The organism is Bradyrhizobium sp. S3.2.6, assembly GCF_040546885.1.
GTDB classification, from domain to species: Bacteria; Pseudomonadota; Alphaproteobacteria; order Rhizobiales; family Xanthobacteraceae; genus Bradyrhizobium; species Bradyrhizobium cytisi.
Genome location: NZ_JBEPOS010000005.1, coordinates 161,451 through 185,216 on the forward strand (window position 1 = coordinate 161,451; position 23,766 = coordinate 185,216).

At 63.8% G+C, this 23,766-nt stretch carries 26 protein-coding genes and 1 pseudogene; 15 read left to right on the forward strand and 12 right to left on the reverse strand.

The window, feature by feature from the left end; genetic code table 11:
* Positions 1-271: 271 nt before the first annotated feature.
* A complete protein-coding gene (locus ABID58_RS12950) occupies positions 272-1,300 on the forward strand; it encodes a glycosyltransferase family 2 protein (protein WP_354032911.1) in 1,029 nt (342 codons plus the stop codon).
* Positions 1,301-1,318: 18 nt separating this feature from the next.
* Here ABID58_RS12950 and ABID58_RS12955 read toward each other — a convergent pair whose 3' ends face one another.
* Positions 1,319-2,215 (reverse strand): glycosyltransferase, encoded by an 897-nt coding sequence (locus ABID58_RS12955; RefSeq protein ID WP_354033040.1) that lies wholly within the window; start codon positions 2,213-2,215, stop codon positions 1,319-1,321.
* Positions 2,216-2,519: 304 nt separating this feature from the next.
* On the opposite strand from ABID58_RS12955, the gene ABID58_RS12960 reads away from it, so the two are divergent.
* From ABID58_RS12960 to ABID58_RS12975, 4 genes are all read left to right on the forward strand, one after another.
* Complete coding sequence (locus tag ABID58_RS12960; protein ID WP_354032912.1) at positions 2,520-3,587, forward strand: glycosyltransferase; 1,068 nt, start codon at positions 2,520-2,522, stop codon at positions 3,585-3,587.
* 39 nt (positions 3,588-3,626) lie between these two features.
* Positions 3,627-4,979, forward strand: coding sequence for an O-antigen ligase family protein (locus tag ABID58_RS12965; RefSeq protein ID WP_354032913.1), 1,353 nt, complete (start codon positions 3,627-3,629; stop codon positions 4,977-4,979).
* 152 nt (positions 4,980-5,131) lie between these two features.
* On the forward strand, positions 5,132-6,277 hold the full coding sequence (locus tag ABID58_RS12970) for a GNAT family N-acetyltransferase (protein WP_354032914.1): 1,146 nt from the start codon (positions 5,132-5,134) through the stop codon (positions 6,275-6,277).
* A 79-nt stretch (positions 6,278-6,356) separates the two neighbouring features.
* Positions 6,357-7,241 (forward strand): protein-L-isoaspartate O-methyltransferase family protein, encoded by an 885-nt coding sequence (locus ABID58_RS12975; protein ID WP_354032915.1) that lies wholly within the window; start codon positions 6,357-6,359, stop codon positions 7,239-7,241.
* 51 nt (positions 7,242-7,292) lie between these two features.
* Here the strand turns inward: ABID58_RS12975 and wrbA are convergent, their stop codons facing one another.
* The 3 genes and pseudogenes from wrbA to ABID58_RS12990 all read right to left on the reverse strand — a co-directional run.
* Entirely contained in the window at positions 7,293-7,892 is a 600-nt protein-coding gene (gene wrbA / locus ABID58_RS12980; protein ID WP_148753252.1) for an NAD(P)H:quinone oxidoreductase, read from the reverse strand.
* 47 nt (positions 7,893-7,939) lie between these two features.
* Entirely contained in the window at positions 7,940-8,638 is a 699-nt protein-coding gene (locus ABID58_RS12985; RefSeq protein WP_354032916.1) for a pirin family protein, read from the reverse strand.
* Positions 8,639-8,741: 103 nt separating this feature from the next.
* Positions 8,742-9,488: pseudogene (locus ABID58_RS12990) on the reverse strand (SDR family NAD(P)-dependent oxidoreductase); the annotation flags it as partial.
* A gap of 117 nt (positions 9,489-9,605) precedes the next feature.
* Here ABID58_RS12990 and ABID58_RS12995 point away from each other — a divergent pair.
* Positions 9,606-10,541: a LysR family transcriptional regulator gene (locus tag ABID58_RS12995; protein WP_354032917.1), complete on the forward strand. Its 936-nt coding sequence runs from the start codon at positions 9,606-9,608 to the stop codon at positions 10,539-10,541.
* 199 nt (positions 10,542-10,740) lie between these two features.
* Positions 10,741-11,262: an REP-associated tyrosine transposase gene (locus ABID58_RS13000; RefSeq protein ID WP_502916407.1), complete on the forward strand. Its 522-nt coding sequence runs from the start codon at positions 10,741-10,743 to the stop codon at positions 11,260-11,262.
* 115 nt (positions 11,263-11,377) lie between these two features.
* Here ABID58_RS13000 and ABID58_RS13005 read toward each other — a convergent pair whose 3' ends face one another.
* Positions 11,378-11,635 carry a hypothetical protein gene (locus ABID58_RS13005; RefSeq protein ID WP_148753256.1) on the reverse strand — a complete coding sequence of 86 codons (258 nt, stop codon included), beginning with the start codon at positions 11,633-11,635 and terminating at the stop codon, positions 11,378-11,380.
* 157 nt (positions 11,636-11,792) lie between these two features.
* Here ABID58_RS13005 and ABID58_RS13010 point away from each other — a divergent pair, with 157 nt between their 5' ends.
* On the forward strand, positions 11,793-12,779 hold the full coding sequence (locus tag ABID58_RS13010) for a tripartite tricarboxylate transporter substrate binding protein (protein ID WP_354032919.1): 987 nt from the start codon (positions 11,793-11,795) through the stop codon (positions 12,777-12,779).
* Positions 12,780-12,876: 97 nt separating this feature from the next.
* Positions 12,877-13,242 carry a hypothetical protein gene (locus ABID58_RS13015; protein ID WP_354032920.1) on the forward strand — a complete coding sequence of 122 codons (366 nt, stop codon included), beginning with the start codon at positions 12,877-12,879 and terminating at the stop codon, positions 13,240-13,242.
* A 59-nt stretch (positions 13,243-13,301) separates the two neighbouring features.
* On the opposite strand, the gene ABID58_RS13020 is transcribed toward ABID58_RS13015, so the two are convergent.
* The 4 genes from ABID58_RS13020 to ABID58_RS13035 all read right to left on the reverse strand — a co-directional run bounded on the left by ABID58_RS13020 (position 13,302) and on the right by ABID58_RS13035 (position 16,141).
* The gene (locus ABID58_RS13020) at positions 13,302-14,147 is read right to left on the reverse strand and encodes an adenylate/guanylate cyclase domain-containing protein (RefSeq protein ID WP_354032921.1); all 846 of its coding nucleotides are present in this window, start codon (positions 14,145-14,147) and stop codon (positions 13,302-13,304) included.
* Positions 14,148-14,210: 63 nt separating this feature from the next.
* Positions 14,211-14,678 (reverse strand): YbaK/EbsC family protein, encoded by a 468-nt coding sequence (locus tag ABID58_RS13025; protein WP_354032922.1) that lies wholly within the window; start codon positions 14,676-14,678, stop codon positions 14,211-14,213.
* Positions 14,679-14,734: 56 nt separating this feature from the next.
* Positions 14,735-15,466, reverse strand: coding sequence for a haloacid dehalogenase type II (locus ABID58_RS13030; RefSeq protein ID WP_354032923.1), 732 nt, complete (start codon positions 15,464-15,466; stop codon positions 14,735-14,737).
* A 93-nt stretch (positions 15,467-15,559) separates the two neighbouring features.
* Positions 15,560-16,141, reverse strand: coding sequence for a TetR/AcrR family transcriptional regulator (locus ABID58_RS13035; protein WP_148753262.1), 582 nt, complete (start codon positions 16,139-16,141; stop codon positions 15,560-15,562).
* A 204-nt stretch (positions 16,142-16,345) separates the two neighbouring features.
* Here ABID58_RS13035 and ABID58_RS13040 point away from each other — a divergent pair, with 204 nt between their 5' ends.
* Entirely contained in the window at positions 16,346-17,530 is a 1,185-nt protein-coding gene (locus tag ABID58_RS13040) for an alpha/beta fold hydrolase (RefSeq protein WP_354032924.1), read from the forward strand.
* Positions 17,531-17,609: 79 nt separating this feature from the next.
* Here the strand turns inward: ABID58_RS13040 and ABID58_RS13045 are convergent, their stop codons facing one another.
* Positions 17,610-18,494, reverse strand: coding sequence for an amidohydrolase family protein (locus ABID58_RS13045; protein ID WP_354032925.1), 885 nt, complete (start codon positions 18,492-18,494; stop codon positions 17,610-17,612).
* A gap of 306 nt (positions 18,495-18,800) precedes the next feature.
* On the opposite strand from ABID58_RS13045, the gene ykgO reads away from it, so the two are divergent.
* The 3 genes from ykgO to ABID58_RS13060 all read left to right on the forward strand — a co-directional run bounded on the left by ykgO (position 18,801) and on the right by ABID58_RS13060 (position 20,086).
* The gene (gene ykgO / locus ABID58_RS13050; RefSeq protein WP_006611362.1) at positions 18,801-18,926 is read left to right on the forward strand and encodes a type B 50S ribosomal protein L36; all 126 of its coding nucleotides are present in this window, start codon (positions 18,801-18,803) and stop codon (positions 18,924-18,926) included.
* A gap of 135 nt (positions 18,927-19,061) precedes the next feature.
* Complete coding sequence (locus tag ABID58_RS13055; RefSeq protein WP_354032926.1) at positions 19,062-19,700, forward strand: tetratricopeptide repeat protein; 639 nt, start codon at positions 19,062-19,064, stop codon at positions 19,698-19,700.
* 125 nt (positions 19,701-19,825) lie between these two features.
* On the forward strand, positions 19,826-20,086 hold the full coding sequence (locus ABID58_RS13060) for a hypothetical protein (protein WP_354032927.1): 261 nt from the start codon (positions 19,826-19,828) through the stop codon (positions 20,084-20,086).
* Positions 20,087-20,088: 2 nt separating this feature from the next.
* Here ABID58_RS13060 and ABID58_RS13065 read toward each other — a convergent pair whose 3' ends face one another.
* The gene (locus ABID58_RS13065; protein WP_354032928.1) at positions 20,089-20,271 is read right to left on the reverse strand and encodes a hypothetical protein; all 183 of its coding nucleotides are present in this window, start codon (positions 20,269-20,271) and stop codon (positions 20,089-20,091) included.
* 330 nt (positions 20,272-20,601) lie between these two features.
* Between ABID58_RS13065 and ABID58_RS13070 the strand changes: the two genes are divergently transcribed.
* Positions 20,602-21,558 (forward strand): alpha/beta fold hydrolase, encoded by a 957-nt coding sequence (locus tag ABID58_RS13070; protein ID WP_354032929.1) that lies wholly within the window; start codon positions 20,602-20,604, stop codon positions 21,556-21,558.
* Positions 21,559-21,576: 18 nt separating this feature from the next.
* Here the strand turns inward: ABID58_RS13070 and cycA are convergent, their stop codons facing one another.
* Positions 21,577-21,972: a cytochrome c-550 CycA gene (gene cycA, locus ABID58_RS13075; protein ID WP_148755061.1), complete on the reverse strand. Its 396-nt coding sequence runs from the start codon at positions 21,970-21,972 to the stop codon at positions 21,577-21,579.
* Positions 21,973-22,226: 254 nt separating this feature from the next.
* Between cycA and ABID58_RS13080 the strand changes: the two genes are divergently transcribed.
* The gene (locus tag ABID58_RS13080; protein ID WP_354032930.1) at positions 22,227-23,720 is read left to right on the forward strand and encodes an FAD-linked oxidase C-terminal domain-containing protein; all 1,494 of its coding nucleotides are present in this window, start codon (positions 22,227-22,229) and stop codon (positions 23,718-23,720) included.
* The last annotated feature ends 46 nt before the right edge of the window (positions 23,721-23,766 follow it).

Below are 23,766 nucleotides of genomic sequence, written 5' to 3' on the forward strand. Positions count from 1 at the left end.
ATGCGTTAACTACGGCATTGTCCATGTTACGCTGTTGGCAGGTGATGGACTGCAAATTGCAGTACCACGCGCGCAGGAATTCGCAGGAAAAACACGCGAAAGCGGTTAAGCGCATGATAGGACGCGTCATAGCGGGCACACTAGCGTCGCGGTGCAGCTTGAGCGCTGCAGCAGGCCGTTCATCTTGGGACGTATCTGTCCCGCGCGGCCGTGTCGCCTTGGGACTATGGACGCAGGGCTTTTTCAACATATCTCGGTCATCTAGAACGCCATGACGCTGATCCCGATCGATTTGTCCGCCAGCCGGATCTCGGATGCCGTGCGCGATCCCAACCGGGAGATCGCCGCGAGCTCGCGCGTCATCGATCTCTCGGTCGGCATCGTCGTCTGCATTCCCTGCTTCCGTCGCCCCGACCATCTGCGGCTGACGCTGGACTCGATCGTCAACCAGCGCACCTCGCGCGCCTTTGCGGTGGTCATGGTCGAGAACGACGCGGCCGGGCGCGCGAGCGCGCCAGTGGCCGCGGAGTATCTCACTTCGGGCAAGCTCCAGGGCATCTGCCTGGTCGAGAAGCGGCAGGGCAATTGCCAGGCGATCAACGCCGCGTTCGAGACGGCGCAGGCGCTGTTTCCGGCTGCGACCCGCTTCCTGATGATCGATGATGACGAGATCGCTTCGCCCGACTGGCTCGAGTTGATGGTTCGCACTGCGGAGGCGACCGGTGCCGACGTGGTCGGCGGTCCGGTGCTTCCGGTGTTCGACGACCACAGCCGGCCCTGGCTCGCTCGCCATCCCGCCTTCTGTCCGGCTTACGACTACACCGGTGCGGTGCCGCTGATCTACGGCTGCGGCAACTGCCTGATCACGCGCGCGGCGTTCGAGCGGCTCGGCAGCCCTGCCTTCGATCTACAATTCAATTTCCTTGGCGGCGGAGACTGCGACTTCTTCTATCGCGGCCGCAATGCCGGCATGAATTTCCATTGGACCGCGGAGGCCGTCATCAGCGAGACCGTGCCGCAAGACCGCACCAGCCTCGGTTGGATTGCCAGGCGCGGCCTGCGCATCGGCGCGATCAACTATCGTGTGCAGATCAAGGCTGCGCCAGGCGCGGCGGCGCGGGCGCGGGTGTTTGCGCGGATGCTCGGGCGGTTGCCGCTGTCGCTGGTCCGCTCGGCTCGCCTGCTGACGTCATCGAAAGCCGTCGTCGCGATGCACCCCGTATTGGTGGCCGTCGGTTCCGCGCTCGCGGCTTTTGGCTTTGATCCGAAGCCCTACAAGGCCTCGACGACCGTCTCCTGACGTGTTCGCGCCGGGGCGTCAGATTCCAAAATAAGACAGAGCGATCCTGATCGCGGACCGCGGCATCGCCTTGAGCGAGCGTCGGCCGACCATGCCGAGATAACCGAGCGCTTCGCGATATCTCCCGAAGCGGACGGCTTGCGTCGCCGCATAGGTCACGAGGTGGATTTCCGCTGCCTGCCGCAAACGGGGCGCAGTGCCGGCCGGCAGCTTGCCGAGGATCAACTCATCGTCGAACACGCGCGCGACCGCTGGAAAGAAGTCTTGCGGCGTCCGCACCGCCGCGTTCATCGTGTTGGCCGTGTGCAGGCGATAATCGAGCAAGAGTTCTGGCACGTAGGCGAAGTCACCGAGTGCGGCGAGGCGGCACCAGCAATGCCAGTCCTCGCAGTAGCGGAGCGAGACGTCGAAGCCGCCGGTGGCGCGGAAGGCGTCGGCTTTGATGAGCATGATGCCCCCGTTGACGATGAAATTGCCGCCGGCGAGCCGCTCCAGCACGTTGCCGGACGGCTTGCGGCGTCCCTTCAGGAGGCCGCGGCGGCCGATCGTCTGTCCCGCGCTGTCGATCGTGTTGTAGTCGCCATAGACCAGCATCGCGCGGGGCGCAGCCTTCGCCGCCGTCAGCAGCGTCGTCACGGCATTGGGCCGCAGCCGATCATCGGCATCGAGGAACATCAACCAGTCCCCGCGCGCGCTTCGTGCGCCGAGATTTCGCGCAGCCGATACGCCGCCGGCGTCGTTCATCATCAGGCAGAGCCGTGGATCGCGGATGGCCTGGACGATCGCCACCGTATCATCGGTCGAGCCGTCATCGACGACGATCACCTCGGAGACATCGGCCTGCGCCAGCGCGCTTGCGATGGTCTCGCCGATATAGGCCGCGGCATTCTTCGCAGGGACGATCACGGAAACCACAGGCGACGTTGCGCGCGCATCCGCCGCCGCGAGCGCGGCGGCCGGTGCATCGAGCGTGGCGTCGGTGAGGGTCAAGCGATGGCTCGTCGTGTTTAAGGGTCTGTTAACCAGGCCGTCGGCAATCGCGGTCTGAGCTGGCGCGGATGATACCCGCATAACGATCAAATCGTTGTTGCGAAGGCCGTCTGGTCGTCGGTTTCGTAGATTAGCGTTAAACCTGCGGCGTTAAGTCTGTCGCAGCTTTCAGAGGTGCGACAGCGGGTCTCATGCGAGAATGCAGGCCTGATTGCCGCGGATGGATCCAGTGCCCGCAAAGACATTCGACTACGATCCGGACGACATGATCCTCAACCTGTTCTACGAGGACAAGGACGATCGCTGGTTTCCCGGCGACCGGCATCTGCGGCGCATGGCACGCAAGATGTTGTTCGGCGAGCCGCGCATGAGCGGACAGCTGCGCGTGTTCCTCAATCTCTGCGCCGGGCTCGACCGGCTCGGCATCCGCTATCGTGTCAACGACTACGGCTACATCGGGCAGCATCCCGAGGAAGTCGCCTGTATCATCGGCCGCACCTTCCTGCTCGACAAGTTTGCTTGGAAGAACCCGATCCTGCTTGGCGTTGCCGCCCACAATCATCCGCTCGACGATCCCGACCTGTTCAAGCGCCTTCCGGTCAAGAAGGTCGTGGTGCCCGGCGACTGGTACGCCGACATGTACCGGCCTTATTGGCCGGAGACCGAAGCCTGGCCCGTTGGCATCGACACCGATCTGTGGGCGCCGTCGCGCCCGCGCGACAAGACCGTCGACGTTCTCCTCTATGACAAGGTCAGCTGGGATCGTGACCGCTACGTGCCGGAGCTGGTCGAGCCGGTTCGCGCGCGGCTGATCAAGGAAGGCCGCTCGTTCACCGAGCTGCGTTACGGCGGCTACAACGAGGAAGACTATCAGGCCGCGCTGGCGCGTTCGCGCGCGATGATCTTCTTGTGCCAGAACGAGAGCCAGGGCATCGCCTATCAGCAGGCGCTGTCCTGCGGCGTGCCGGTGTTTGCCTGGGATCCCGGCGGCCCCTGGCCCGATCCCGATTATTATCCGCACCGCGTCCAGTTCGAGCCGGTGTCGTCGGTGCCCTATTGGGACGATCGCTGCGGTCTCAAATTCACGGACCGCGCCGGCTTCGAGGACAGCTGGGCCGATTTCTGGGCCGGCTGCACCTCGGGCAAATTCGATCCGCGCGGCTACATCATGGACAACCTGACGCTGGAGGAGCGCGCGCTGCAATATTACGAGATCGCGCGCAGCGTCGCACGGCAGCAGCGGGTCGCGGCCACCTCCGGCATGCTGGTTGACGGATGGTTAACGGGGATGGGCTAGACCTCTGAGGTCCCCCATCGTCCCACCCGGCCTAGAGGCATGGATCGCAGCGCCGCAGACATGACTGACGTCGAGGCCCGTTCGCTCGGCCATGCGCTGCGCGACGAGCTCGCCAAGCTGAATGTCGTCCAGGTGGCGCGCTGCCTCATTATGGTGGCGGCCCTGCTGCTGGTCATGATCACGCTCGATCCGTTTCCGGACCTGCGCAGCGAGGACGTCGCCACCGTCGTCGGCGGGCGGATGGCGCTGAACTACATTACCTTCGGCCTGCTCGGCGCAATCGGCGTGATGTTCGTTCTCACCACCGATGCACCCTCGCTGAAGACCCTGGTGACGCCGCTGCATCTCTGCCTGGTCGGCTGGATGCTGATCAACGTCGTTTTGTCGGAGAGCCGCGAGGTCTCGATCCAGCGCTTCGTGCTCGCAGCCAGCGTCACCTCGCTCGCGGTGATCCTGCCGCTGCTGCCGCCGACGCAGCGGAGCTTTAACCTCTGCCTCGGCGGCGCCGCGCTGGTGCTGCTGGCGCTGTGCTTTCTCGGGGTCTTTCTCGCCCCGCAATATTCGATCCATAGCGCGCTCGACATCACCGAGCCGCAGCTCGCCGGCGACTGGCGCGGCAGCTTTGGCCACAAGAACGTCGCCTCGCCGGTGATGACCATTCTGGTCTATGTCGGTATCTACCTGTCTGCCGTCGGCTCTTTCGTGATGGGGCCCGCGGTCGCCCTGCTGGCCGGCATCTTCCTGATCTTCACCGGCGGCAAGACCTCGTCGGTGCTGTGCCTGGCGATTTATGCGCTGGCGTCGCTGGTCTACGTCACGCGCAGCCTGTGGCTGAAGCGGATCATCTGCTTCGCGCCGCTGATCGTGATGAACCTGCTGACGGTCGGCAGCGTCCTGAGCCCGGCGCTTGGCAGCATCACGCGAGCGCTTCCGGTCGATCCCACCTTCACCGGCCGTTCCGACATCTGGGAGTTCGCGCTTGCAGCGGTGGCGGAGAAGCCGATCACCGGCCATGGCTATGCGGCGTTCTGGGACGACGTGACCGCGCGGCAGACCGCAAAAGGCTCCGAATGGGCGGTGACTGCGGCGCACAGCCACAACAGCTATCTCGATCTCGCCGTCACCATCGGCCTGCCGGGCCTGTTGCTGGTCGTCCTCATCTTCGTCCTGGCGCCGCTTCGCAATTTCCAGGAGACCCAGGCTCACAACCGCAGCAACGCGCTGGGCAAGCTGTTCCTGACCATCTGGCTGTTCGGCCTGTATTTCGGGACGACCGAGACCTACTTGCTCGAGCGGCAGAACCCGGTCTGGTTCATGTTCGCGCTCGCGGCCGCCGGGTTGCATTTCCTGGCCCGGTTCCAATGCGTCGCGCAAATGGAACCCGATCGCTGACAGCTTGTCGCAGTCGTGCGTTTCATATCGGGACACGGGGGCGTTGCGCGCGCTGCGACGGTATCGGCTTAACGATAAGCATCGACGTAACTTGTGGTCTGCGACAAAACATAATCTATCTGGACACGTTCAGTAACCGTATGCCCCCGCAAATGGCGTTTCTCAGCCTCGAGCAACTAGATGGTCGGGTGTCCAGCACATCGGGAATCTCAGTCGATTTCTTGCGTGACTGGCGACAGGCCGCATTGCGCCTGAATGCGGGCCATCGCACCGCATTCCAGCATGGTTACTGGCTCGGTGCCTGGTACGAAGCCTTTCATGGCGTAGCGCCGCTGATCGCAATCATCACCGATCCGGCGACCGGCAAGGACATCGCGATGGTGCCGATGTTCAGCCACGTCAGGCGCGGCATCCGCGTCGTCGAGTTTGCCGATCTCGGTGTCTCCGACAACAACGCTCCGATCCTGGCCTGCGATGCAACCTTCGATGCGGTCGGCGCGCAGGCGATCGGCGCGGCGCTGGTGGATGCGTTGCGCGCCTTGCCTGACGGCTTCGACCTGCTGCGGCTGAAGAAGATGCCGGCCTATGTCGGCGCCAAGCCGAACCCGCTGCTGTCGCTCGGCCGTTCCGGCTCCTGCTCGCTCAACGGCAATCTCGTGCTGACCGGCGACGACTATGCGGACTATCAGGCGTCGATCAAGCGCATGCAGATGCCGCGCTGCTGGCGCGTGTTCAGCCGTCATGCCGGCGCGCGGTTCGAGATTGCCAACGATGTTGCCCGCGCGCACGAGCTTCTCGACGTGATGGATGTCCAGCAGCAGGAGCGCATGCAGAAGCTCGGCTCGCGGTTCGTCCTCAACGACGAGGCCCATGCTGCTTTCTATCGCGAGGTAGCTCGCCAAGGCGTTGTGGAAGGTTATGCCGTGATCTCGGCATTGGTCTGCGACGAGGGCGTCGTCGCCACCACGCTCGGCGTCAGATATGGTGCGACCTATTATTTGCTGCGGATCGGCCATGCCGGCAAGACGTGGGCGAATTGCTCGCCGGGGCTGCTCGTGACCGAGCGCACCATGGCAGCGCTGCATGCGCAGGGCGTGCGGCGCTTCGATCTCAGCATCGGCAATCACGATTACAAGCGCCGCTTCGGCGCGGAGCAGGTCGCCCTGACCGATGTCAGCGTCGCCCTGTCATGGCGCGGGCTGCCCTATGTGCTGCGCGACCACGCTGCCCAGGGCTTGCGCCGCCATCCGAGGCTCGCCGCCTTCGCGGCGCGGGCGATCGGCAAGGGTACGCGCTAGAGCCGTCCACGTTCGCGGGTTGCACGGTCACTCGAATATCGCAATGATTGTGCTATCGTCGCCGCCGCCAGGAGGCGACATGGACGATCGTTCGGACAAATTTCGCGCGTTCTATGCGCAGTTGATCTGCGCTGCAGCCAAGACCACGGACCCGCGTCTCGAGCAGGCGTTTCGCAACGTGAGGCGCGAACCCTTCGCCGGGCCCGGGCCGTGGTCGATCTCGTTCGGCGGCCATCGTTACGTCGAGACGCCCGACGACGATCCCGCCTTTCTCTATCAGAACGCGCTGCTGGCGCTGGATTCGGCGCGTGGCGTCAACATCGGCATGCCCGGCGCGCACGCCTATTGGCTCAGTGGCTGCGGCGTCAGGGAAGGCGAGACCGTGCTGCAGATCGGCGCGGGCAGCGGCTATTACACCGCCATTCTCGCCGAGCTCGCCGGTCGCAATGGCTGCGTCTATGCCTATGAGATCGACGAACGCCTGGCGGCGCTTGCACGCGAGAATTTAAAGCACTTCGCCACAGTCGAGCTGCGCGAGCGCTCGGGCATTGCGTCCGATCTGCCTGATGTCGACGTGATTTATGTCTGCGCGGGCGCCGCGCAGCCGGCCACGGAATGGCTCGCGGCGTTGCGGCCCGGCGGGCGGCTGGTGTTTCCGCTGGCGCCGGAAGGCGTGCTCGGCGGCATGCTGATGATCACGCGCCCGGAGCAGGGCGCGGCCTGGCCGGCCAAATTCCTGGGGCGAGCCCAGTTCATCGGTTGCGCCGGACTTCAGGACGCAGATGCCGGCCGCCGATTGGCGGAGGCGTTCGCGAACGGATGGGAGAGCGTGCAATCGCTGCGGCGAGGAGACGTGCCCGACGATACCTGCTGGTTCGCCGGCGACGGCTGGTGGCTTTCAACGGCGCCCGCATCGGCGCCGGCGGTCACCATCCCGCCGCACGCAGACATCACGCAGGCTTGACCGATGCCGCCCTAATCGCACCAGCCATGCGGCTGGTTGTGCAGCTGCAGCTTAGCCGTGCAGTTTTCTGGCGGTCTCTGCGATCTGGCGTCCCTGATAGCGCGCGCCGGCGAGCTCATTGGCGCTGGGCTGGCGGCTGCCGTCGCCGCCGGTGATCGTGGTGGCACCGTAGGGCGCGCCACCGGTGACCTCGTCGAGCTTCATCTGGCCGGCAAAGCCATAGTTCAAGCCGACCACGACCATGCCGAAATGCAGCAGGTTGGTGATGATCGAGAACAGCGTGGTCTCCTGGCCGCCATGCTGGGTTGCGCTCGCGGTGAAGGCGCCGCCGACCTTGCCGTGCAGCGCGCCCTTGGCCCAGAGTCCACCGGCCTGGTCCAGAAAGTTCGCCATCTGCGAAGCCATGCGGCCGAAGCGGGTGCCGGTGCCGACGATGATCGCGTCGTAATTGGCGAGGTCCTCGATCTTGGCGACCGGGGCGGCCTGATCGACCTTGTAATACGAGGCCTTTGCGACCTCGGCCGGAACGAGTTCTGGCACGCGCTTGATGTCGACGGTGGCGCCGGCTTCGCGCGCGCCTTCGGCAACGGCATTGGCCATCGCTTCGATGTGGCCATAGGCGGAATAATACAGGACGAGAACTTTGGTCATGGTGGTCTCCGTTGGGATCGATTGAGATGATGGGTTGCTTGGAAGCGTTACGCGGCGTCGACGAGCACGAGCTCGGTGTCTTCCAGCGCCGTGATCTTCAGCCTGGCCTCGTCGCGGATCGCGGCGCCGTCGCGGGCGTTGACGCGCACGCCGTTGATCTCGACCGCGCCCGCCGCAGGCACCAGGTAGAGGTGCCGCGCCTTTTGCGGCTCGTACTCGGCGCTCTCGCCGGCCTTCAGCGTGGTGGCGAGCACCCGCGCATCGGCGCGGATCGGCAGCGCGTCGGTGTCGCCTTCGATGCCGCTCGCAATGGTGACGAGCTTGCCGGAGCGATCCGACTTCGGAAACGGTTTTGAGCCCCAGGTCGGCTGACCGCCGCGCAGCGTCGGCTCGATCCAGATCTGGAAGATCCGCGTCTTGGTCGGCTCGAGATTGTACTCGGAGTGGCGGATGCCGCTGCCGGCGCTCATCACCTGCACGTCGCCCGCTTCGGTGCGGCCCTCGTTGCCGAGGCTGTCCTGATGGGTGATCGCGCCCTCGCGCACATAGGTGATGATTTCCATGTTGGCGTGGGGATGGGCGGGAAAGCCGGTGTTCGGCGCGATCTCGTCGTCGTTCCACACCCGCAAGGCGCCGTGGCCCATGTTGCTCGGGTCATAATGGCTTGCGAACGAGAAATGATGCTTGGCCTTGAGCCAGCCGTGATCGGCGCCGCCGAGTTTTGCAAAAGGTCTGAGTTCGATCATGGAAGTGGTTCCCTGATTGGAGGGGGGGGGGGGGGGGGGGGGGGGGGGGGGGGCCCGGCGGGGGGGGGGGGGGGGGGGGGGCGGGGCCGGCGCCGCCCCCCCCCCCCCCCCCCCCGTCGACGTTGAGCACGGTGCCGGTGACGAAGGAGGCTTCCGGGCTTGCGAGGAAGACCACGCCGGCGGCAACCTCCTCAGGCCGTCCGAAGCGCTGCAGCGCATGCTGCTTGCGCTGCGTCTCGGCGAACTCGCCACCATCCTTCGGGTTCATGTCGGTGTCGATCGAGCCGGGCTGCACCACATTCACGGTGATGCCGCGCGGGCCGAGGTCGCGCGCCGCGCCCTTGGTGTAACCAACGACCGCCGACTTGGTGGCGACGTAGTCGGCCAGGCCGGGGAACGAGGCACGGTCGGCGAGCATCGAGCCGACGGTGACGATGCGGCCGCCTTCACCCATCAACTGCGAGGCGGCGCGGATCGCCGCAATCACGCCATGCACGTTGACCTGGTCCTGCCGCTCCAACGCGGCCGTGTCGACGTTGGCGTCGTCGATCGCGCCACCATTGGCGACACCGGCGTTGTTGACGAGAATGTCGAGATGGCCGAATTCCCTGGCGACATCGTTGACCAGCTTCGTCACGTCCTTGGCGGAGGCCTGGTCTGCCCTGAAGGCGCGGGCCTTGACGCCCCGGGCCTTCAGTTCGCCGACGACGGCTTCGGCTTTTTCGGGCGAGGCGACGTAGCTGATGGCGACGTCCGCGCCTTCATCGGCGAGAGCGCGGGCCGAGGCCGCGCCGATGCCGCGCGAACCGCCGGTGACGAGAGCAACCTTGCCTGAGAGCTTCTTGGTCATTGGATTTCTCCAGTCCTGAATTTCTGATGACCCTTGGATAAGCCTCCGCCTGTGGTATAGAAATAGAAACTGTCGAAACACATTGTTTCCCTAAATACCCTGATTGGGACCGTTGCCATGGCAAAACTCCCCGATTTCGAGGCGCTCGCGATTTTCGCAAAAGTCGTGGAATTGCGGTCGTTTGCGGGGGCTGCAAGCGAGCTCACGATGTCCAAGGCCACGGTGTCGAAGGCCGTGACCCGCCTGGAGGAGCGGCTCGGCGCCCGCCTGTTCAACCGCACCTCGCGTCGCCTGGCGCTGACCGATGCCGGCCACAAGCTCGCCGACCGCGCGACGCGCCTGCTCGCCGACGGCGAGGCGGCCGAGAACGAGGCGCTGGCGCAATCGGTGGCGCCGCGCGGCCTGGTGCGGCTCGCGGTGCCGATGACGTTCGGGATCAAGGCGGTGGCGCCGCTGCTGCCGGAGTTTTTCGAAACCTATCCGGAGGTCTCGGTCGATCTGCATTTGAGCGACGCGACCATCGACCTGATCGGCGAGGGCTTTGACATGGCGGTGCGGATCGCGCGGCTGCCGGACTCGTCACTGATCGCGCGGCGGCTCTTCACCATGCCGCGCTTCACCGTGGCCGCGCCGTCCTACCTTAGGAAGCACGGCCGGCCGACGCATCCGATGCATCTCGCCGAGCACAAATGCTTCAGCTACGCCTATCTCTCGACGGCGAACGTCTGGCACTACACCAATTCCGCCGGCGAGCAGGCCAGCGTCCGCCCCGGCGGCCTGCTTCGCGTCAACAATGGCGAAGCCGTGATGCCGTCGCTGATCGCCGGCCTCGGCATCGCCGAGCTCCCAGAGTTCATCGTCGGCGATGCCATTTCGTCCGGTGAAGTCGAAGTGATCCTGAAGGACTGGAAGCAGGCCGAAGGCGCCGTGCACCTCGTGACCCCACCGGGCGGCCCGCGCCCCGCGCGCGTCGAAGCGCTCGGCGATTTCCTCGCAGCGAAGCTGCCGGGCACGTGCAAGCGGCAGTCGAAGAAGGGTGGGAAGGCGGGGTAGCCGTCGCAAGATAGGCACGGCTTCATCCGCTCGTCATTGCGAGCGCAGCGAAGCAATCCAGAATCGCTCCGCTGAGGCACTCTAGATTGCTTCGCTGCGCTCGCAATGACGGAGAGATCTCGCTAGTCTATCCTCCGAGCGGCTATCGTAGGGTGGGCAAAGCGAAGCGTGCCCACCACTCTTGGACGAGAAGGTTACAGTGCCTCGATATCGCCGAGCGCAAGGCAGCACGTTCTTCTTCACGGTTGCGCTCGCCGACCGTTCAAGCACTCTGCTCGTGGATCATGTTGATCGCCTCAGGCGAATTTACCGGACCGTCCAGCAGCGCCGCCCGTTCGAGACAGTCGCTATTTGTATCCTGCCCGAGCATCTCCATGCCGTTTGGTCCCTTCCGGACCACGACGTCGATTTTTCGTCACGTTGGAATCTGATCAAAGGCGGCTTTTCGCGAGGCTTAGAACCGCAAGAGCGATCAGCAAGCAAGCTGCTCAAGCGCGAGAAAGGCATTTGGCAGCGTCGCTATTGGGAGCACGCAATTCGTGACGATGCGGATCTAGAGCGACACGTTGATTACATCCATTTTAATCCTGTGAAGCACGGCCTCGTCACCCAGGCGCGCGATTGGTCTTTCAGCAGCTTCCATCGTTATGTGGAGCAGGGCATCCTTGCCGCGGATTGGGGAGGGGATATGCGGGATATTTCTGGGCACTTCGGCGAGTGATGGTGGGCACGGCGCGCAAGCGCGCGCCTTTGCCCACCCTACGAGATCTCGCTCGTCTATCGTCTCAGCAAGCTATCGTAGGGTGGGCAAAGCGAAGCGTGCGCACCACCTCTGACTACGACACCTTCACGCCGTCGATTGCGACAATGCGCAAGCTCGGCTTTACGGTCTGCTCGAGCTGCGACTTCAAGTCGTGAACACGCGGGTCGGTCGAACGTGCGGCGCACACTGCGTATTGATGCACCGATTGCGCCAGGGCACGCCGCGCTTCCGGCGTTCGCGTCACTTCGGGCTTTGAAAGCCGCAGGACGATCGCTGCGAGGTTCACCAGCATCTCGTCCAGCGCCACGTCGATGGTCGCGAATTTTCCCATGGCACTCTCCCTGGCAAGACCTTCTGAAGGCAACGGAGGGTGCCGCGATGCGTTCCGGAGCGGGGCGAACATGGATAACGCTTCGTAAACAGCTTGTTCTTGCCGATCGCCGCGCTAGGCTGGGAGCGAAACAAGAAAATAAGAGGAGGGGGCTGCCATGGATCGACGCGACGTCTTGCGCGCCGTTGCCGCATTGCCGTTGTTGCGGGGCGCGTTGCCAGAACAGGCCTTCGCGCAAAGCTACCCCGCCCGCAACATCACCATGATCGTGCCGTTCCCGGCCGGCGGCCAGGCCGATCTTGCGGCACGTCCCGTCGCGCAGGCGCTGGAGCGGATCCTCGGCAAGTCCGTTATCGTCGACAACCGCGCCGGCGGCGCCGGCGGATCGGTCGGCAACGCTGCAGCCGCGCGCGCCGAGCCCGACGGTTACACGCTGCTGATGACATTGTCCTCGCTCGCGGTGCTGCCCGAGGCCGACCGGCTGTTCGATCGTCCGGTCGCGTATGAAGTGGCGCAATTCATGCCGATCGCGCGCGTGCTGGCCGATCCCACGCTGCTTGCGGTGCCGACTTCGGCGCCATGGAAGACGGCGCAGGAATTCGTCGAGGACGCGAAGAAGCGCCCGGGCCAGATCACCTATGGTTCATCCGGACCTTACGGCACGCTGCATGTGGCAATGGAGATGTTCGCCAACAGCGCCAATATCAAGCTGCTGCACGTGCCGTTTCGCGGCGCGGGGCCGGCATTGACCGCGCTGCTCAGCGGCACCGTGCAGGCGATCGCAGCAGCACCGGGCACGCTGAAGCCGCAGGTCGACGACGGCAAGCTGCGCGTGCTCGGCAATTGCGGCGCGCAGCGTGTTGCGAGCTTTCCCGACGTGCCGACCTTCCAGGAGCTCGGCTACAAGGATGTCGAGATGTACATCTGGGCCGGGCTGTTTGCGCAGAGCGCTCTTCCCGCGCCGATCGCAAGCCGCTTGCGCGAGGCGATGGCGCAGGTGATGACGAGCCCTGACGTGCTCAAGACCTTCGATGCTTCGGGCAGTCTGGTCGCCTATCAGGATGCGCCAGCGTTCTCCGATTTCGTGGCGACCGACAGTGCGCGGCTGATCGCGGCGGTCAGGAAGATCGGCAGGGTCGAGTAGGTTCCTACCCGAATTTTCACATTTTTTTGTTGGGCCAGAACCTGACCGCGTCTCATTGATTCAGGACAAATCGAGGGATTCGAGAAGGATTGGGACCATGCGAACAGAGCGAATTGCGCTGGGTGCGGCGCTTGCGATCAGCGGCATCGTCGCGCAAAGCGCCGCGTCCGCCGAGGAGTATCGCGGCACCATGGAGCAGCAGATGGCCTGCACGCCGGATGTCTGGCGCCTGTGCAGCGATCAGATCCCGGATGTGAGCCGCATCACCGCCTGCCTGCGGCAGAACACGCCGCAACTCTCCAGCGGCTGTCGCGCGGTGTTCCAGTCCAACAACCAGATGCCACCACAGCAGCCGGTTCCGCGCGGCCGGGCTGTTCCGCAGCCGCGCTACAACAACGCGCCGACGCCACCTCCGCAGGCGCAGCCGCGGCCCTATGACGATGGCGACGATCAGCGCTTCTGAGAACATGATCCGGAAAGATGCGCAGCGGCAGGCGTGAAGACGCGGTCATGCCGCCTCATTCAGCGGTTCCTCTTGCTGTCCGACTCAGGTCGACGCCCGAGCGCTGTCCGCATGAGGACGCCGAAGAGTATCGCTGCAACTGGCCAATGGAACCAGATCCTGTGCATCCCAGTGAAAACATTGATCAGGATCAGGAAGGCCGACACCGTGAGGGCCACTGCGACCGGGCGGGGCAGCTTCGCCAGCCCATCTGAAACGAAGCGCATCCACGTGGATGGCTCGGATCTGTCGCGGCGTGCGGCGTCAGTTTCCGAACCCGCAACAGCGCCCTGAGACGTCAGGTGTTCGCCAGGCGGAAAGCTCCGCGGCTGAGCGGTTTGGCCGCTCATGGTCACACGATAGCTGGTCATGGGAGCAATGTTTTTCATGGGACGCTGGCCGAGGCAGTCGAAGCCAACAGATAATTTGTTGTGCACCTGATCGTAGGCGGAGCTGGAGATCACGATGCCGCCGGGTTCGGCAAGTTCTTGCAGGCGCGCCGCGATATTGACCCCGTCTCCATAAAGATCGGAACCATCCACCATCACATCGCCGAGATTGACGCCGATGCGAAACCGCATCGGGTGCGCGTGAGGTAGGTCCGAATCCTGATTGGAAATTTCCTGCTGAATCTCGACCGCGCATTGCACGGCCTCGACGACGCTGGCGAACTCGGCGATGACAGCATCGCCCCACGTATTCACGATGCGGCCGTCATGACGCTCCACCAATCCCGCAATGGCCGTGCGGTAGCGGCGGAGCGTTTCCAGCGTTCCCGCCTCGTCTGCTTCCATAAGGCGAGAATAGCCGTGCACATCGGCGCACAGCACGGTGGTCAGTCGTCGTTTCACCTTGTCATCGGGCATGGTCCAGACATTAGCCTCCCTGACCGGCAAATGCATCAGGCATCAGTACAGGCTGTCGCCGCTTTATGGCCTGACCTCGCAGACATCGATCCATTCGGCCGCGGTCAGCTCGGCCATCCGCTCCGGCGTGATGCGCACGGCGCTGTGGGTCGAGCCTGCGGCCGGCACCACCACGTCGAACGCTTTCAGCGAGACGTCGCAATAGACCGGCAGTGGCGACTTCAGCCCGAACGGGCAGACGCCGCCGACCTCGTGGCCGGTGATCTCGGCGACCTCTTCCAGCCCGAGCATCTTCGGCTTGCCGCCGAACGCTGCCTTGACCTTCTTGTTGTCCATCCGCGAGGTGCCGGCGGCGACGATCAGGATCACGCGCTCGCCGACGCGCAAGGACAGCGTCTTGGCGATCATAGCGGGTTCGACGCCATAGGCTTCGGCAGCCAGCGTCACGGTCGCCGAGCTGATCGGGGATTCCATCACGGTGATGTCGGGGGCTTTCTCGGCGAAGAAGGCGCGAACGGATTCCAGGCTCATTCCAGTCAGCTCATCGAGGACTTACGGGGGGCGGCGATACTCAGGCGATGCTTGATTCAGGCGATTCTTGCCAGCTCCGAGAGCGAGCGGACGCGATGATCCGGCGCAAAGCCGAGCTCGTCCATCTGGGTGCGGATCGCCTTGAATAGCGTCAGCGGTGCCACGAGTTCGTTCTCGACGCAAGCCAACGCCATGGCCTCCGGCGTCACCCGTTCGATCCAGGCAACGTTGAGCCCGAACGCTTTCGCGCCGGCCACGTCCCAGGGATTGGAGGAGACGAACAGCACCTCGTCTGGTTTGGTGCCGAGCACCTCGCCGATCAGCTCATAGGCCTGCGGGCTCGGCTTGAAGATCTTGTTCGCGTCCACGCTGATGGTGGCGTCGAGCAGGCGGTCGAGGCCGGAGTTGCGCACCAGCGTAGTCAGCATGTCCGGGCTGCCGTTGGACAGGATCGCAAGCTTTCGCGGTTTCAGCGCGGTAAGCGCTGCGGTCGCATCCGGATAGAGATCGAGATGCAGATATTTCTCGATGACGCGCTCGAAGGCCTCGCGCTCGTAGGTAAGCCCGAGCACGCGCAGCGTATAGGCCAGCGAGTCGCGCGTGACGGCAGAAAAATCCTGGTAGCGCCGCATCAGCGAGCGCAACCAGGTATATTCGAGCTGCTTGATCCGCCAGACCTGCGTGATGATCTCGCCATAGCCCGGAAACGCATCCTCGGTGATCTCCGCGACCGACTGGATGTCGTAGAGCGTCCCGTAGGCATCGAAGACGACGGCTTTGAGGGGCAATTGACCGGTCCTCCGGGGTCGTAGGGGCGCAAGGACTATACAAGGCGTCCGGATGGCGATCCATGCGCCCGGGGCGAGAACATTGAACCCGGATCACCCCTCGGGGGCGGCCCACCTCTGGACGCTGACATCCGCCAGCGCCTTGAATACAGCCGGCGTGCGCTCCAGGCGGGCGATCGTTCGCGCGCCTTCGACGGCGGCTACCAATGCGGCTGCGGTAGAGGATGCGCGCGCGGGAGCGAAACCGCACCCCCTGAAATGCTCCGCAACAATCTCGGTTGAATCGGCAAATCCGCGCGCTACCCGTTTGGTCAGCTCAGCGTCGAGCGCGGGCAGCTCATTCGCCAGATTTTGCATCAGACATCCATACTGGAAATCAGAGGCGACCATTTCGGCCGCGAATGTACCGAAAATCTGGCGAACGAAATTCAGAGCATCTCCCGTCGTATTCGCCGAGATAGTCCGCAATACCGCAATTCTAGTCGCAACGTAATGATCGATGGCCTCCTCTGCGAGCTGTGCCTTGCCGCGTGGAAAGTGGAAGTAGAACGATCCTTTGGGCGCGCCGCTTTCTTCAATGATCTGGGTCAATCCAGTCGCAGTGTAGCCCTGGATGCGAAACAGGCGTTCGGCCGTGGCAATCGCGCGAGCGCGGGCATCAGTCTTACGTGGCATGCCGTGAACCTAACACGATCCGCTTGACGCGACTATGGTGATCGCCATACTATGGCGATCACCATAGAAAGAGCCCGGCTGATGAGTCGTCCATGTAGTTTCAAGCCATCAGTGTCCCGACGAGCCGTCTTAGCGATGGGCGCGGCCAGCCTGATTGCGGCTTCGCTTTGCCCGGCCCGCGCAAACCCTATTGGAGGAAGTGATTTGACCACATCATCATACGGCGGGGGAACGCTTCCCAAGGGGGTGCGCTCGCGCATGATCCATGGGGTCAACGGCCTCGATGTCCATATTCTCGAAGCCGGTTACGAAAGCTCCGGCCGGCCGCTCGCGCTGCTTCTGCACGGCTTTCCGGATTTGGCTTACGGCTGGCGACACCTGATCCCAATTCTAGCTGACGCCGGGTACCATGTCGTGGCGCCCGACCAGCGGGGTTTTGGTCGCACCACCGGTTGGGTGAACGGCTATGACGCCCCGCTAGAGCCTTTCAGCTTGTTGAATATGACGCGTGACGCCCTCGGATTGGTTTCGGCGTTGGGGTATCGAAACACGGCAATGCTCGTCGGGCACGACTTCGGCTCACCCGTGGCGGCCTATTGTGCGTTGGCCCGACCCGACGTCTTTCCCTCGGTGGTGCTGATGAGCGCACCGTTCCCCGGTCCGCCGGCGTTTCCGTTCAATATTGCGGAAAGCGAGGCATCGTCGGCTCAACCGAACACTGGAAATCAAAAGTTGGCGGCCGCGCTGGCGGCGCTCGATCCGCCGCGAAAGCATTATCAGCAATATCTGAGCACGCGGGAGGCGAACGATGATCTGTGGCACCCGCCTCAAGGCTTACACGCGTTTCTTCGTGCATTTTTCTACGCCAAGAGCGCTGACTGGCCGGGAAATAAGCCGCATCCGTTGAAGGCGCCGACCGCCACAGAGCTGGCACAAATGCCCACCTACTACGTCATGGATCTCGGCAAGACGATGTCGCAGACCGTCGCTCCATTCCAGCCTTCCGCCGCCGAGGTTTTGGCCAGCAAATGGCTCACCGAGCCGGAGCTTGCCGTGTACACGGAGGAGTATGGCCGCACCGGGTTTCAAGGCGCCCTGCAGGCTTATCGCGTCTTTTCCGACCCCGACCTGAACGCTGAGTTGCGCCTGTTTTCGGGCAAGACGATCGACGTCCCGTCGCTCTTCATCGGCGGGAAAAGCGATTGGGGCACCTATGCGGCGCCGGGCGCGATCGATCTCATGAGGACGAAGGCGGCGACGAGGATGCGTGACATCGAGCTGATCGACGGCGCCGGTCACTGGATCCAACAGGAGCAACCGGTTCGGCTCAGCACGCTCCTGCTCGCCTTCACCAAGGAGGTGGGTGGGGCGGATCACACCAGCCGTTAGGAGGCCTGGCACAAGTCTTGAGCGTGAGGGCTTCGATAGCGCTCGAAGCCCTCGATGCGCTGTGGCGATGAATACGCGGCTAAATTCCCAACAGCTTGCGCGCGTTGGCCTTCAACACCTTCGGGCGGATCTCGTCGCGGATGTCGATCTTGGCAAAGTCCGACAGCCAGCGGTCCGGCGTGATCACCGGCCAGTCCGAGCCGAACAGCATCTTGTCCTGCAGGATCGAGTTGATATAGCGCACCAGGATCGGCGGGAAATATTTCGGCGACCAGCCGGAGAGGTCGATGTAGACGTTCGGCTTGTGGGTCGCGACCGACAGCGCCTCCTCCTGCCAGGGGAAGGAGGGGTGGGCGAGGATGATCTTGAGGTCGGGGAAGTCGGCCGCGACGTCGTCCATGTACATCGGGTTGGAATATTTCAGCCGCATGCCCATGCCGCCCGGCATGCCCGAGCCGACGCCGGTCTGGCCGGTATGAAACAGCGCGATCGCGCCGCCATTGTTGATCTCGTCGTAGAGCGGGTAGGCCATGCGGTCGTTGGCGTAGAAGCCCTGCATGGTCGGGTGGAATTTGAAGCCGCGCACGCCGTATTCCTCGATCAGCTTGCGCGCCTCGCGGGCACCGAGCTTGCCCTTGTGCGGGTCGATCGAGACGAAGGGGATGAGGACGTCGAGATGGTCGGAGGCGGCCTCGATCATCTCGTAATTGTTGTAGCGGCGGAAGCCGGTCTCGCGCTCGGCATCGACCGGGAAGATCACCGCGGCGATGTTCTTGGAGCGGTAATAGGCCGCGGTCTCCGGCACGGTCGGCGGATGCTTGTTCGGCGACTTGAAGTAGTCGGCCATCTGCGCCTGGAAATCGTCGTAGCCGTCGTCGGGATGGCAGCCGCAGGGCTCCTCGGCATGGGTGTGGATGTCGATGGCGACGACATCGTCAATGTTCGGCAGCTTCAGCTTCGGCATGGGGGTCCTCCCGACGGGTTGCCAAATTGATTATATGATATAACGAACTTGGCAAGCGAACCTTGGGCGGATCGGCGCGGTCAGAATCGGGCCGATCCGGCCGTTTCTACTGTGCATGGGGTTGTTTTCACGAATTTGCCGGTTCGGAACCGGGCAGTTAACATTGACATCACCTCCCGCCATGCCTTAAGAACCGCCCCGTCCCGGGCGGTCAGTCCGCCAGCGGGAAAGATCTCATTTTGCCACATTCGCGCGTGCCGAAACGGTAGTGCCGAACACGGCCTTTCGAACGTTCAGGATTCTGCCATGAAGGTCCGTAACTCGTTGAAGTCGCTGCGCGGTCGCCATCGCGCCAACCGCCTGGTCCGCCGCAAGGGCCGGGTCTATGTGATCAACAAGGTGCAGCGCCGCTTCAAGGCTCGCCAGGGCTGATCCGGGCGGGCTGATCCGGGCGGGCTGATCGCCTTCGCGCTCGCCTCGCGCACGCGCCCCGCAAGACCACGGTCTCACACGAGTTTGACGCCGCCCTGCTTTGCAAGGGCGGCTTTACGCGTTTAGACTTTGATGATGGCAGTGAGATTCCCTTTCGCGCGCACGCTGTGCCTGGCTCTGGTTCTCGGGACCGCCGGCTTCGCGCCCGTGTTGGCGCAGGATGATCCGGCCCCTCCGGCGAAGCAGCAGAAGAAGCTGCCGGAAGCGCCGGCCAAGCTGCCCAAGGCCGAGCGCACCAAGAATCTCGATTTCCTGTTCGGCGCGCTGAAGGCCGCCCCTGACGAAGACAGCGCCAAGCATGTCGAGGCGCGGATCTGGGCGATCTGGCTCCAGACCCCGAGCGACACCGCAGCATTGTTGATGGCGCGGGCCAAGGCGGCCGTCGATGCGAAGAAGATCGACGTCGCGATCAAGCTGCTGGATTCGGTCATTAAGCTCCGCCCCGACTACATCGAAGCCTGGAATCGGCGCGCCACGCTCTATTACATGCAGAACGATTATGCCCGCTCGCTCGCCGACATCCGCGAGGTGCTCACCAGGGAGCCCCGTCATTTTGGCGCGCTCGCGGGGCTCGGCATGATCATGCAGGACGTCGGCGACGAGAAGCGCGCGCTCGAGGCCTATCGCAAGGCGCTCGCCGTCAATCCGCACCTCGAGAAGATTCCCGATCAGGTGAAGGCTTTGACCGAGAAGGTCGAAGGCCGCGACATCTAGCCTCTAACTCGATCATTTCTTGAGCGGTTGTGGCGCCCGCCGATTAACCACGATCGGAGGCGCAACGTCGCAAGGACTATTGCCGGCGCCGCCGCAGGCCTACCTGCATGGCAGGAGCAAAAGCCATGAAGCGTTTGATCTTTGCTTGTAGCTTGCTGCTGGCGTCGGGAACGATCAGCCTTGCCGACGGGCTGTTCTGGGTGGTCGGCAATCGCGCCACCGGCAAATGCAACATCGTGACCAGCAATCCGGTCATCAACGGCGACATCTGGTTCGGCGACGGTCCTTACAAGTCCAAGGACGATGCCAAGCTGGCACGCTCGACCATTCGCGCCTGTCCCGCACTCACGCCCGATGAGCAAAAGGCCGAGGACGGCGCAGGCTAGGCCTAGTGCAGAACGCTGCCGCCGCGTTCGGCAAGACCGCGATTGACGGCCGCTGCGTAAGCCTTTGCAAGCTCCGTCTCGAGATGCTCGTTGATCAGGAGCAGCGCCCGCACGGCACCGCGCAGGTCGCCGTTGCAGCTCGCGACGATCTCGTCGATTGCAGTATCGTTCGATCTCAAGCTCATCGAAAAATCCTCCGGTTCAAGCCAGGACAAATCCTGCCGGCCTTTCCCGCAGCCGTGAGGTTGCGAGGAGGATCGGCGCCCACCCGCGCCTAGATGGCGGAACCGACCGTGGCGATTATAAGGAAGCCGCCATGACGACTGCATGAAGCTGATCCGAGGCTTGTGTGTCGCCTAGGAATGCCATTGATTCCATTGCGTTTTTGCAGATTGAGATTATGCACATATCCACAGCCCCGGCATTTCCGGTGGAAGCGCTGACGCCCACCGGGCGAACTGCCGTGTGCTAAGACCCGTAGCTGCCATGTGCCCTGGATTGCCCGGACTTTCTCCATGATCGTGATGTCAATTGCGACCGCGCTGGTTCTGCTGGCGGTGGTCACGCAGGCCGGAATCGTCGCCGTGCAGCGTAGCTTTCCGCCGCAGGGCCGGATGATCGAGGTCGAGGGTGCGACGCTCCATGTCGTCGACATCGGTCCGCGCGATGCCGGCCTGCCGATCGTGATGCTGCATGGCGCGAGCTCCAACCTCGAAGTGATGCGGCATCCGCTCGGCGACCTCCTGGCCAAGCAGCATCGCGTCATCCTGATCGACCGTCCCGGCCATGGCTGGAGCACGCGCGCGCGACGGCAGGATTCGACGCCGGACATCCAGGCGCGGATGATCGACGAGGCGCTTGGCAAGCTCGGGATCGATCGCGCCGTCTTCGTCGCGCATTCATGGAGCGGGGCGCTCGGCGCGCGGCTGGCGCTCGATCACGCAAGCCGCGTCGCCGGCCTCGTGATGCTGGCGCCGGTGACCCATCCCTGGCGCGGCGGCGTCGGCCGCTACAACGAGATCATCGCAATGCCGGTGATTGGGCCGCTGCTCGCCTACACCATCACGCTGCCACTGGGCTATTTCGTCGCCGAGTCTGGCGCGCGCAGCGTCTTCCTGCCGCAGACGATGCCGGACGGTTTCGTGAAGGAGTCCGCGACGCCGCTGTTGCTGCGTCCGCGCGAATTCATCGCCAATGCCTATGATCTGGTGACGCTGAAGGCGTCGGTGGCCGAGCAGGCTCCACGCTACGGCAAGATCAGGGTGCCGGTCACGATCATCGCCGGCGAGCCCGACAAGACGGTAAAGACCGACATCCACGCGCGCCCCTTCGCAGCGGCGGTGCCGAACGCAAAGCTGATCGTGCTGCCCGATCTCGGCCACATGGTGCAGAACGCGGTGCCGGATCTCGTGAAGACGGAGATCGAGACAATAATCGGTCAAGTCGCCGCGGCGCAGGCGGCCGCGGATTAGCGGCCGCCGCTCACCCGCTTACTGCTTGATCTTCCCGTCCTTGTCGAACTGCGACACATAGGTCCACAGATTGTTGATCTCGGTCTCGTTCTTGATGCCGGCGAACGCCATCTTGGTGCCGGGGATCTTGGCCTTGGGGTCCTTGATGTATTCCTTGAATTGCGCCTCGTTCCAGGTGATGCCGGAATTCTTGTTCGCGTCCGAATAGCTGTAATCCGGCGCGGTGCCGGACTTGCGGCCGTCGAGGCCGTTGAGCTCGGGGCCGACCTTGTTCTTGGCGCCTTCGCCGATGGCGTGGCAGGCCAGGCATTTGTTGAACGACGATTTGCCGGCCGCGGCATCCTGCGCCATCGCGCTGGTGGCCGTGGCAGTGACGGTGAGGATCATCAGCGCGCCAAAAGTCAGTTTTTTCATAGGGTGCTCTTCGTCTCTTTCCCGGTGGGGTCTTATTCGGTCGGCGATCGTCGAACCCTGCCGGTTTTGGCACGGCCCGCTCGGCTTGGACAAGCCGCGAAACCATGACAGGTTTCATGATTTCCCACTTGTCCCAGAGCGAACTCGCCGGAAGATCGTTGCTCCGACTTTCGGATGGCCTACCCAAACGGCCCCGGACGTGGTTGATTTGTCGCGACAAATCGACACTGCGGCGTGAGCCGGAAGGACAAGTCATGGCCATCATGATGCCTGCGAGCGATCAGGCCGTGCTCGCGCGCCGCGCCGAGATCGTTACTGCACTGCGCGCGATCGTGCCCGGCGAGGGCGTGATCGATACGCCTGCCGAGATGCGGGCCTATGAATCCGACGGGCTGACCGCCTATCGGCAGCCGCCGATGGTCGTGGTGCTGCCCGACACCACCGAGCAGGTCTCGCTCGTCCTGAAATATTGTGCCGCCCACGGCATCAAGGTGGTGCCGCGCGGCTCCGGCACCTCGCTATCCGGCGGCGCGTTGCCGCTGGAGGACGGCGTGCTGCTGGGTCTCGGCAAGTTCAAGCGCATCCGCGAGATCGATTTCGACAATCGCGTCGTCGTCACCGAGCCCGGTGTCACCAATCTCGCGATCAGCCAGGCGGTCGCGCATGCCGGCTTCTATTACGCGCCCGATCCGTCCTCGCAGATCGCCTGCTCGATCGGCGGCAATGTCGCGGAAAATTCCGGCGGCGTGCACTGCCTCAAATACGGCATGACCACCAACAACGTGCTCGGTTGCGAATTTGTCCTGATGAGCGGCGAGATCCTGCGCATCGGCGGCAAGGGGTGCGAAAATTCCGGCTACGACCTGATGGGCGTCATTACCGGCTCAGAAGGTCTGCTCGGCGTCATCACCGAGATCACGGTGCGCATCCTGCAGAAGCCGGAGACGGCGCGCGCGCTGATGGTCGGTTTCGCGCAGGTCGAGGCGGCCGGCGAATGCGTGGCGCGCATCATCGGCGCCGGCATCATTCCCGGCGGCATGGAGATGATGGACAAGCCCGCGATCCATGCCGCCGAAGCCTTCGTCCATGCCGGCTATCCGCTCGACGTCGAGGCGCTGCTCATCATCGAGCTCGACGGTCCCAAGATCGAGGTCGACGAGCTGATCACGCGCGTCGAGACCATTGCGAATGGCTGCGGCTCGACCACCTGCCAGATCTCGACCTCGGAGGCCGAGCGCAATCTGTTCTGGGCCGGCCGCAAGGCTGCGTTTCCCGCGGTGGGGCGCATCTCGCCCGACTATCTCTGCATGGACGGCACGATCCCGCGCGGCGCGCTGCCGAAGGCGCTCGCCCGCATCCGCGCGCTCTCGGAAAAATACCAGCTCGGCTGCGCCAACGTGTTCCATGCCGGCGACGGCAATCTGCATCCGCTGATCCTCTACGATGCCAACAAGCCCGGCGAGATCGAGCGCGCCGAAGCCTTCGGTGCCGACATCCTGCGCGCCTGCGTCGAGTTCGGCGGCGTGCTCACTGGCGAGCATGGCGTCGGCATCGAGAAGCGTGATCTCATGCCCGACATGTTCACCGAGATCGATCTCAACCAGCAGCAGCGGCTGAAATGCGCCTTCGACTCCCAGGGCCTGCTCAACCCAGGAAAAGTGTTTCCGACCCTGCACCGCTGCGCCGAGCTCGGCCGCATGCATGTGCATGCCGGTAAAGTTGCGTTCCCGGACATTCCGCGGTTCTAGGATCTTATGGAGGGAAGAGCTTGCGACGCGAGCGCTTCCCTCCACG

Excerpts from the sequence above, each read along its gene's own strand:
- ABID58_RS12950 (WP_354032911.1), top strand. The coding sequence starts at position 272 with ATGACGCTGATCCCGATCGATTTGTCCGCCAGCCGGATCTCGGATGCC.
- ABID58_RS12965 (WP_354032913.1), top strand. The coding sequence starts at position 3,627 with ATGGATCGCAGCGCCGCAGACATGACTGACGTCGAGGCCCGTTCGCTC.
- ABID58_RS12970 (WP_354032914.1), top strand. The coding sequence starts at position 5,132 with ATGGCGTTTCTCAGCCTCGAGCAACTAGATGGTCGGGTGTCCAGCACA.
- ABID58_RS12975 (WP_354032915.1), top strand. The coding sequence starts at position 6,357 with ATGGACGATCGTTCGGACAAATTTCGCGCGTTCTATGCGCAGTTGATC.
- wrbA (WP_148753252.1), bottom strand. The coding sequence starts at position 7,892 with ATGACCAAAGTTCTCGTCCTGTATTATTCCGCCTATGGCCACATCGAA.
- ABID58_RS12985 (WP_354032916.1), bottom strand. The coding sequence starts at position 8,638 with ATGATCGAACTCAGACCTTTTGCAAAACTCGGCGGCGCCGATCACGGC.
- ABID58_RS12995 (WP_354032917.1), top strand. The coding sequence starts at position 9,606 with ATGGCAAAACTCCCCGATTTCGAGGCGCTCGCGATTTTCGCAAAAGTC.
- ABID58_RS13005 (WP_148753256.1), bottom strand. The coding sequence starts at position 11,635 with ATGGGAAAATTCGCGACCATCGACGTGGCGCTGGACGAGATGCTGGTG.
- ABID58_RS13010 (WP_354032919.1), top strand. The coding sequence starts at position 11,793 with ATGGATCGACGCGACGTCTTGCGCGCCGTTGCCGCATTGCCGTTGTTG.
- ABID58_RS13015 (WP_354032920.1), top strand. The coding sequence starts at position 12,877 with ATGCGAACAGAGCGAATTGCGCTGGGTGCGGCGCTTGCGATCAGCGGC.
- ABID58_RS13020 (WP_354032921.1), bottom strand. The coding sequence starts at position 14,147 with ATGCCCGATGACAAGGTGAAACGACGACTGACCACCGTGCTGTGCGCC.
- ABID58_RS13025 (WP_354032922.1), bottom strand. The coding sequence starts at position 14,678 with ATGAGCCTGGAATCCGTTCGCGCCTTCTTCGCCGAGAAAGCCCCCGAC.
- ABID58_RS13035 (WP_148753262.1), bottom strand. The coding sequence starts at position 16,141 with ATGCCACGTAAGACTGATGCCCGCGCTCGCGCGATTGCCACGGCCGAA.
- ABID58_RS13045 (WP_354032925.1), bottom strand. The coding sequence starts at position 18,494 with ATGCCGAAGCTGAAGCTGCCGAACATTGACGATGTCGTCGCCATCGAC.
- ykgO (WP_006611362.1), top strand. The coding sequence starts at position 18,801 with ATGAAGGTCCGTAACTCGTTGAAGTCGCTGCGCGGTCGCCATCGCGCC.
- ABID58_RS13055 (WP_354032926.1), top strand. The coding sequence starts at position 19,062 with ATGGCAGTGAGATTCCCTTTCGCGCGCACGCTGTGCCTGGCTCTGGTT.
- ABID58_RS13060 (WP_354032927.1), top strand. The coding sequence starts at position 19,826 with ATGAAGCGTTTGATCTTTGCTTGTAGCTTGCTGCTGGCGTCGGGAACG.
- ABID58_RS13065 (WP_354032928.1), bottom strand. The coding sequence starts at position 20,271 with ATGAGCTTGAGATCGAACGATACTGCAATCGACGAGATCGTCGCGAGC.
- ABID58_RS13070 (WP_354032929.1), top strand. The coding sequence starts at position 20,602 with ATGATCGTGATGTCAATTGCGACCGCGCTGGTTCTGCTGGCGGTGGTC.
- cycA (WP_148755061.1), bottom strand. The coding sequence starts at position 21,972 with ATGAAAAAACTGACTTTTGGCGCGCTGATGATCCTCACCGTCACTGCC.
- ABID58_RS13080 (WP_354032930.1), top strand. The coding sequence starts at position 22,227 with ATGGCCATCATGATGCCTGCGAGCGATCAGGCCGTGCTCGCGCGCCGC.